The sequence below is a fragment of the Nitrospirota bacterium genome (assembly GCA_037386965.1).
GTDB lineage: Bacteria > Nitrospirota > Thermodesulfovibrionia > Thermodesulfovibrionales > JdFR-86 > JARRLN01.
Window position 1 is genome coordinate 1 of the sequence record JARRLN010000099.1, and the last position, 8,119, is coordinate 8,119.

At 65.2% G+C, this 8,119-nt stretch carries 9 protein-coding genes; 7 read left to right on the plus strand and 2 right to left on the minus strand.

All coding sequences use genetic code 11. The features are described 5' to 3' along the window. Positions 1–226 precede the first annotated feature (226 nt). From P8Y39_11735 to typA, 3 genes are all read left to right on the plus strand, one after another. Complete coding sequence (locus tag P8Y39_11735; GenBank protein MEJ2192989.1) at positions 227–427, plus strand: cold-shock protein; 201 nt, start codon at positions 227–229, stop codon at positions 425–427. Positions 428–489: 62 nt separating this feature from the next. Further along, positions 490–684: a hypothetical protein gene (locus P8Y39_11740; protein ID MEJ2192990.1), complete on the plus strand. Its 195-nt coding sequence runs from the start codon at positions 490–492 to the stop codon at positions 682–684. Positions 685–767: 83 nt separating this feature from the next. Continuing rightward, the gene (gene typA / locus P8Y39_11745; protein ID MEJ2192991.1) at positions 768–2,555 is read left to right on the plus strand and encodes a translational GTPase TypA; all 1,788 of its coding nucleotides are present in this window, start codon (positions 768–770) and stop codon (positions 2,553–2,555) included. Positions 2,556–2,636: 81 nt separating this feature from the next. On the opposite strand, the gene P8Y39_11750 is transcribed toward typA, so the two are convergent. Then, a complete protein-coding gene (locus P8Y39_11750) occupies positions 2,637–3,512 on the minus strand; it encodes a hypothetical protein (GenBank protein ID MEJ2192992.1) in 876 nt (291 codons plus the stop codon). A 361-nt stretch (positions 3,513–3,873) separates the two neighbouring features. Then, on the minus strand, positions 3,874–4,770 hold the full coding sequence (locus P8Y39_11755) for an NAD(P)-dependent oxidoreductase (GenBank protein ID MEJ2192993.1): 897 nt from the start codon (positions 4,768–4,770) through the stop codon (positions 3,874–3,876). 132 nt (positions 4,771–4,902) lie between these two features. Between P8Y39_11755 and ilvC the strand changes: the two genes are divergently transcribed. The 4 genes from ilvC to cysK form a co-directional block, all read left to right on the plus strand. Further along, positions 4,903–5,919: a ketol-acid reductoisomerase gene (ilvC, locus tag P8Y39_11760; protein ID MEJ2192994.1), complete on the plus strand. Its 1,017-nt coding sequence runs from the start codon at positions 4,903–4,905 to the stop codon at positions 5,917–5,919. Positions 5,920–5,931: 12 nt separating this feature from the next. After that, entirely contained in the window at positions 5,932–6,564 is a 633-nt protein-coding gene (locus P8Y39_11765) for a phosphatidylserine decarboxylase (protein MEJ2192995.1), read from the plus strand. Beyond that, positions 6,561–7,280 (plus strand): CDP-diacylglycerol--serine O-phosphatidyltransferase, encoded by a 720-nt coding sequence (gene pssA, locus P8Y39_11770; protein ID MEJ2192996.1) that lies wholly within the window; start codon positions 6,561–6,563, stop codon positions 7,278–7,280. The genes P8Y39_11765 and pssA overlap by 4 nt, the downstream gene beginning before the upstream one ends. A gap of 57 nt (positions 7,281–7,337) precedes the next feature. Then, on the plus strand, positions 7,338–8,119 hold a 782-nt coding region (gene cysK / locus P8Y39_11775), incomplete at its 3' end, for a cysteine synthase A (GenBank protein ID MEJ2192997.1).

Below are 8,119 nucleotides of genomic sequence, written 5' to 3' on the forward strand. Positions count from 1 at the left end.
GCAGTCGCATGCTCTGGCGAAGAGTCTGCGGTTTCATGTGCCTACATTTGTCTTACATTCGGCTGTCATCCCCACTTTTCCTCTTGACCGCGCCCCCCGGACTGTGCCATAGTAAGAGAGAAGCTGAGGAGCTTAGTTGTTGACAAGAACCGCAAAGCTCGCGCTCTGCGGTTTTTTTGTGGCGACCTCCTCGTTTTCTAAGATCCATGAAAGGAGGACACGTCACATGGCAGAAGGCAGAGTGAAGTGGTTCAACGAGGCGAAGGGTTTCGGCTTCATCACCACTCATGAAGGCAAGGACGTTTTCGCCCATTACAGCGCCATCCAGGGCCAGGGTTTCAAGACCCTCGTCGAGGGAGACGCCGTAAGCTTCGACATCGTCGACGGGGCCAAGGGTCCCAAGGCGGAGAACATCGAAAAGCTGTAACCCCGGGAAGGGCGGCACTGCAAGGCGCCGCCCTTGCTTTACCCAATCCCGAGACCACGGAGGTGCCATTGGCCCGGAAGAACTTTTACAAGGCCGAAAAGAGACGGAAGGAAGTCAGCAAGAAGAAAAAGAAGGAAGAAAAGCGGGCAAAGAGGCTGGCTGAGAAGGCCGCCGGCCCCGAGAGCGCGGCGGACGACCAGGCAGCCGCCCCGGAGACGTCCCCCGAAGAATCGGCCCCGGGCGAGCAGGCCGGGTAGCCCCGCCCGGCTCGCCACGCAGCCGGTCGGCGAGACGGCCGGACAAAAGACACACCCGCAGGCCCCCGGAAGGGAACGTCGCCATCATCGCCCACGTCGACCACGGCAAGACCACCCTGGTGGACGGCATGCTCCGGCAGTCCGGCATCTTCCGGAGCAACCAGCAGGTGGCCGAAAGGGTCATGGACAGCATCGACCTGGAGCGGGAGAAGGGCATCACCATCATGGCCAAGAACACGGCCATCCGCTACGGCAAGACCACCATCAACATCGTCGACACCCCCGGGCACGCCGACTTCGGCGGCGAGGTGGAGCGCACCCTCAAGATGGTCGACGGTGTCCTCCTGCTGGTGGACGCCTCCGAGGGCCCCCTGCCCCAGACCCGGTTCGTCCTGAGGAAGGCCCTGGAGCTTCGGCTCCCGCCCGTCCTGGTCGTCAACAAGATAGACCGGTCCGACGCCCGCATCCAGGAGGTCCTGAACGAGGTCTACGACCTCTTCATAGACCTGGGGGCCGAGGAGGAGCAGCTCGACTTCCCCATCCTCTACACCAACGCCAAGGCCGGGGTGGCCTCCACCCATCCCACCGAGGGCCTGGAGAGCCTGGAGCCCCTCTTCGAGGCAATCCTCGCCCACGTCCCCGCGCCCTCTTATGACGACGAGCTGCCCCTTCGGATGCTGGTCACCAACCTCGCCTACGACGACTACACCGGCAGGCTCGCCATAGGCAGGGTCTTCTCCGGAACCATACGGCAGGGGGAGACCGTGGGCATCACCGGCAGGGAGGAGCCGCCGGCCCGGGCCAAGGTGACCATGCTCTACGCCTTCCAGGGCCTCACCAAGCAGCCCATCCAGAGCGCTTCCGCCGGAGACATCCTTTGCCTGGCCGGCCTCGACGGCGCCGGCATCGGCGACACCGTCACGGATGTCGCCGACCCCCGCCCCCTGCCCCGCATCGCCGTGGAGGAGCCCACCCTCTCCATGGTCTTCTCGGTCAACACCTCCCCGTTTGCCGGGCGCGAGGGCAGGTTCGTCACCTCGCGGCAGATGCGCGAGAGGCTCGAGAAGGAGGTCCTGCACAACGTGAGCATCCGGGTGGATTTTTCCGGGACCGACTCCTTCGTGGTCAAGGGACGGGGCGAGCTTCAGCTGGCCATCCTCATAGAGACGATGCGCAGAGAGGGCTACGAGCTATCCGTCTCCATGCCCGAGGTCATCACAAAAGACATCGACGGCGTCATTCATGAGCCCGTGGAGCTGCTGGTGGTGGACATCCCCGAGGAGTACGTGGGCGTGCTCGCCCAGATGGTGGGCCTGAGAAAAGGCAAGATGCTCCGGATGCACAACGCCCGGGCCCGGGTGCGGATGGAATTCCGGGTTCCCTCCCGGGGGCTCATCGGCTTCCGCTCCCAGTTCCTCACCGACACGCGGGGGACCGGGCTGGCCCACCAAATATTCGAGGGCTACGAGCCCTGGATGGGCCCTCTCTCCAAGCGCCCCACCGGGGCCCTGATATCGGACAGAAGGGGTGCGGCCACTCCCTACGCCCTGTTTCACCTGCAGCCCCGGGGCACCCTTTTCATCCCGGAGGGGACCCAGGTCTACGAGGGGATGATCATCGGGGAGAGCTCCCGGGACGCCGACCTGGACGTCAACGTCACCAGGGAGAAAAAGCTCACCAACATGCGGGCGGCCGGGGCGGACGAGGCCATCAAGCTCATCCCTCCGAGGACCCTCTCGGTCGAGCACGCCCTGGAGTTCATCAGGGAGGACGAGCTTCTGGAGGTCACCCCTGCTTCCCTCAGGCTCAGAAAGAAGGTGCTCGAAGCCAACAAGCGCCCCAGGAGAAAAGGCGCCGCCGCGACGGCTTAGGGAAAAAGTCGGAAAGGGCGGTGCCGAAGCCGGCCCTCTGCGGGCCGGAAGAGGGGACCGCTCAGTCGGAGGCGGAGGGCCTTACCCGTCCTCCTCGTGAGCGCAGGCGTAACACATCCACTTCCTCTCCGCCGCGTACCAGTTAAGCTCGCCCCCGCAGTCCGGACAGGGCTTCCGGCGCTTCTCCCCGGCGGTGCCTTCCCCCGCCATGGGGTTTTTTACCTCGCCCACATAGGCATCCGGAGGGGGTTCCGGCGCGGGCTCGTTCTCGGCGGGCGGGACAGGGGTCGGGGCCCGGACATCGGCCGTCTCGGCGCGGGGGGCCGCTTTCTCGCTGCTTTCCCCTTCCCCGCGGCCTTCGATCTTGCCCTTCACCCATCTTATCCGGCGCGCCAGGTCCTCGGCCATGTCGTCGAACTTCCCTTCGGCCTCTGCGGCCTCCTTCTCCCCGGCGGCCACTACCTCCAGTATCCTTTTCTCCTCGGCCTCCAGCTCCCGCACCCTCTCCTCTAGGCGGCCTATCTGGCCCCGCACCTCCCCCGCCCGCGCCTGAAGCACCTTGAGCTCGCCCTGCCATTTGGCCAGCCGCTTGGAGAAGCCCCCTTTCTGCCGGGCCACTTCTTCGAGCTGGCGGTCGGCCGCTTTGAGGACGTCCTCGCGCGTGAGGCCCGATGCATGGGTGAAGGCCTTCAGGGCCGCGGAATAGCGCTTCTGTTCCTCGGGGATGATATCCACGAAGGACTCGACCAGCTCGAGGAACTTCACGAGCTCAGCGCCCGCCCTCTCCACCTCGGCCTCGATCTGCTCGAGAAGCCGCCCGCTGAGAATCGCAGGCTCCCCCTGGGCCGGTGAAAACGTCCCCCGCCCCGGCATCCTTTCCCTGTCCACTTCCTCGAAAAGGGCGTCGGTCAGCCGCGAGATGATGCCCCTTTTCTTCTCTTCTCCGCCTCCGCTCATTCGGCTCCTTTCCCTGTCATCATATACCATGAGCAGCCCGGATGCGGGTGCGCCCCGTCACAACGGGCCTTTTCACAACGGGCCTTTCTCTTGCCGCTCGCTTTTTCCCCTGTATTTCCGCTCCTCCACATCCTCCCGCTCCAAATCCTCCGCCACGTCTCATGGCCATCCCACAGGTCCGGCCATGCGCTTCCGGAGCCCTCCCCTCTCCTCACATAAAGCCGGCACCGTCATGCCGGACATTGAATACGCGGAAGAACACCATCCGGCCAGGAACGGGCCGAAAGAAGCGGCCCGGAGGATGGGCGGAAGCACCGTCGGGGAGGGCAAAGCGCCTCACCCTCCCGCACGCCGGCCCCTGTCACCCCTCGCGCTTCAGGCCCCGCAGGGCCCGGTAGACGGCCGAGAAGTCCTCTCCGCCCAGCCCCTGGGGGAAGCCCAGGGCGAAGACCTCCTTGACCGCGCTGCCCGTAAACAGGGGCATCCCCACCTCCCGGGCGAGGTCCTGGAGATAATGGAGGTCCTTGTACATGAGGGCTCCGGAGAAATGGCAGGAGAAGTCCTCCTTGAGGAGCTTGTCCTTCTTGGCGTTCATGACGGCGGAGTTCCCCGCCCCCGCGGCCAGAATGTCCAGTGCCTCCTCCTTCGGGATGCCGGCCTCCTCAGCCAGGGACGCCGCCTCGGCGATGCCCCCCATCAGAACACCCAGGACCAGGTTGTTGATGAGCTTCATCCGGGTCGCCCTGCCGGCTTCCCTCAGGTAGAAGACGTTCTTCCCGATGAGCTCGAGGTACGGCCGGGCGCGCTCGAAGGCGGCCTCCTCGCCGCTTGCCATCACCGTGAGGGTGCCCCGGCTGGCGGGCACCACGCTCCCGGCCACCGGGCTTTCCACGTAGAAGGCCCCCTGCTCTCTCAGGATGCGGTGGAAATCCAGCACGTCCCGGAAGTGGTTCGTCGTGGTGTCCACGACGACTTTCCCTTTCTTCTCCGGACAGCCCGCAAAGCCGTTCTCCCCGGTGAGGACGGAGCGCACCGCGTCGCTGTCAAAGAGGTTCATGAAGGCAAGGTCGGCGCTTGCGAAGACCTCGGCGGGTGATTCGGCCACGGGCACGCCCAGGTCCAGGGCCTTCCGCCGGGTCCTGTTCCAGAGCACAAGCTCCACCCCTTCGTCCCGGAGACGCCCGGCCATGGCCCGCCCCAGATGGCCAATCCCGATGAATCCCGCTTTCATGAACGACACCTCCTCGCCAAATGTGATAGACCGGTCTTCCTTACGCACATGGTATCACATGCACTGCGCGGCGTCTGGGGGCGTGGTGCAAATCGGGCCGGCTTGTAATATAATAAGACCTTGATTTCCCGGAACTCTTACTCTCGATTGGAGGTTTCCATGGTCAAGGTTTACTATGACAAGGACGCGAAGCTCTCCGTTTTGAAGCAAAAGACCGTGGCCGTCCTGGGTTACGGCAGCCAGGGGCACGCCCATGCGGGCAACCTCAAGGACAGCGGCATGAAGGTCGTGGTGGGGGCGCGGAAGGGCCCGAGCTGGGAGAAGGCAAGGAAGGCGGGCTTCACCGTCAAAACACCCGCCGAGGCGGCCCGGGCGGCCGACGTCGTCATGATGCTTCTGCCCGACGAGTACATGGCCGACATCTACCGTGAGGAGGTGGCCCCCCACATGAAGGACGGCGTCTCCCTGGCCTTCGCCCACGGCTTCAACATCCATTACGGCCAGATCGTCCCGCCCGCCGGGGCCAACGTCTTCATGGTCGCCCCCAAGGGCCCCGGCCATCTCGTCCGGAGCGAATACACAAAGGGCAGCGGCGTACCCTGCCTGATAGCCGTGCACCAGGACCCCTCGGGCAAGACGAGGGACGTGGCCCTGGCCTACGCGGCTGCCATCGGCGGAGGCAAGGCGGGCATCATCGAAACCACTTTCCGCGAGGAGACCGAAACGGACCTCTTCGGGGAGCAGGCCGTCCTCTGCGGCGGCGTGACCGCCCTTATCCAGGCGGGTTTCGAGACCCTGGTGGAAGCCGGCTACGCGCCGGAGATGGCCTATTTCGAGTGCCTCCACGAGGTCAAGCTCATCGTGGACCTCATCTACGAAGGAGGCATCTCCAACATGCGCTACTCCGTCAGCAACACCGCCCAGTACGGCGACCTCACCCGCGGCCCCCGGGTCATCACCGCCGAGACCAGGGAGGAGATGAAGAAAATCCTCGACGAGGTCCAGTCCGGCGCCTTCGCCCGGGAGTGGATACTGGAGTGCAAGGCGGGCAAGCCCGTCTTCAACGCCCTGACGCGCCGGGGCCAGGAGCACCGCATCGAGGAGGTGGGCGGCAAGCTCCGCGCCATGATGCCCTGGCTCAAGAAAGGCAAGCTCGTTGACAGGAAGAAGGCCTGAGGAGGCCTCGGGATGAGGCTGGCCCCCGAGGGGTATCCCTTCATCGGGATATTCTCTGCCCTCACCATCGTCGCGGTCTTCGTCCTCGGCCCCCCGGCAGCCCTCCTCCCCCTGGTCCTCGCCCTCTTCATGGTCTATTTCTTCCGCGACCCGGAAAGGACCCCGCCCCCCGGGCCGGGTTTCCTGAGCGCCGCCGACGGCACGGTCATCGGCGTGGGACCCGTAAGCGGGGCCGTGCCCCTGGAGGGGCCGGCCACGAAGATAAGCGTTTTCATGTCCGCTTTTAATGTCCACGTAAACCGCTGCCCCTGTGACGGAGAAGTTCTGAGCGTCACCCGCAGGCCGGGGAGGTTCCTGGCAGCCTTCAGGGAGGAGGCCTCCGAGAGAAACGAGAGCATTGCCATGCTTCTGCGCTGCGGGGAGCATCAGGTCCTGGTGCGCCAGGTGGCCGGCGTCATGGCCCGGAGGGCCGTCAACCGCACGAAGCCCGGAGACCGCCTGGGCCGGGGCGAGAGGTTCGGCATCATCAAGTTCAGCTCCCGGCTCGACCACTACTTCCCCCCCGGCGTGCGGGTCAGGGTGAAGCCGGGCGAGAAGGTCAAGGCGGGCCTTACGGTGCTGGCCGTTCTCCCGGAGGCGCAGTGAGAAAGGGGATATTCCTCCTCCCGAGCACCATCACCCTGGGGGGCATGTTCGCGGGCTTCTTCTCCATCGTCTCGGTGCTCAAGGGAAACTTTCCCACGGCCTCCTGGGCCATCATCGTGGCAGGGCTTTTCGACACCATGGACGGCTGGGTGGCCCGCCACACCAACACCACCACGCGGTTCGGCATAGAGCTGGACAGCCTCTCCGACGTCATCGCCTTCGGGGCGGCCCCGGCCATCCTTCTTTACAACTGGGCCCTGGCCCCCTTCGGCCGGGTGGGCTGGGGCGTGGCCTTCCTCTTCGTGGCCTGCGGCGCCCTGAGGCTGGCCCGCTATAACATCCAGATGGGCTCGGCCGAGAAGAAGTCGTTCACGGGAATGCCCATTCCCGCCGCCGCCGCCGTGGCCGCGGCCATGGTGGTCTTCTACGGCAAGATGGGCTGGAACGCGCACAAGAGCGCCTTCGTCCTTATCGTGGCCATCCTGGTCTCTCTCCTCATGGTCAGCACGCTCCGGTTTCACAGCTTCAAGGAAATCAACATCAGGGAGAGGCGCCCGTTCTGGATACTGGTGGGCATCGTGGTGGCCATCGCTGTCTTCGTCACGCACCCGGAAGCCACCCTCTTCGTCTTCACCATGCTCTATCTCGCCGTGGGCATCGCGGAGAACGCCTGGGGTTTCCTGACCAGGAAAAAGGAAAAGGCCGAGGGGAAATAGGCCCTCTTTTGCACATCTTCGCCCACCCCACGGCGGACGTTCTGTTATAATTGCCCCATGAAACTTTACCCCGACGTCCTGAGCCTGATAGGCAACACCCCCATGGTGCGGATAAACCGCCTGGCCGAGAGGGGCTCGGCGGAGATATGGGCCAAGCTCGAGGGCCAGAACCCCGGCGGCTCGGTGAAGGACCGCATTTCCCTGGGCATGATAGAGTGGGCTGAGCGCGAAGGGCGCCTCAAGCCCGGAGGCACCATCCTGGAGCCCACCAGCGGCAACACGGGCATCGGCCTGGCCATGGTCTCGGCGGTCAGGGGATACCGCCTCATCCTCACCATGCCGGAGACCATGTCCATGGAGCGGCGGCAACTTCTCGAGGCCTTCGGGGCCGAGTTGGTCCTCACCCCCGGCAATAAGGGCATGATGGGTGCGGTGGAGCGGGCCGCCGAGATAGAGCGGGAGCATCCCGAATATTACATGCCCCAGCAGTTCGAAAACCCCGCCAACCCCGAGGTCCACCGGCGCACCACCGCACGGGAGATACTGGAGGCCCTGGGCGGGCCCCCCGACGGGTTCGTGGCCGGGGTGGGCACCGGCGGCACCATCACCGGGGTGGGCGAGGTCCTCAAGGAGAAAAACCCCTCCGTGCACGTCGCGGCGGTGGAGCCCGCGGCCTCCCCCGTTCTTTCGGGCGGGGAGCCCGGCCCCCACAAGATAGCGGGCATCGGGGCGGGTTTTTACCCGGGCATCCTGAACACGAAGGTCTATGACGAGGTCGTCACCGTGACCGACGCCGACGCCGCCGAGACCGCCCGGGCGGTCTCCCTCAAGGAGGGCAT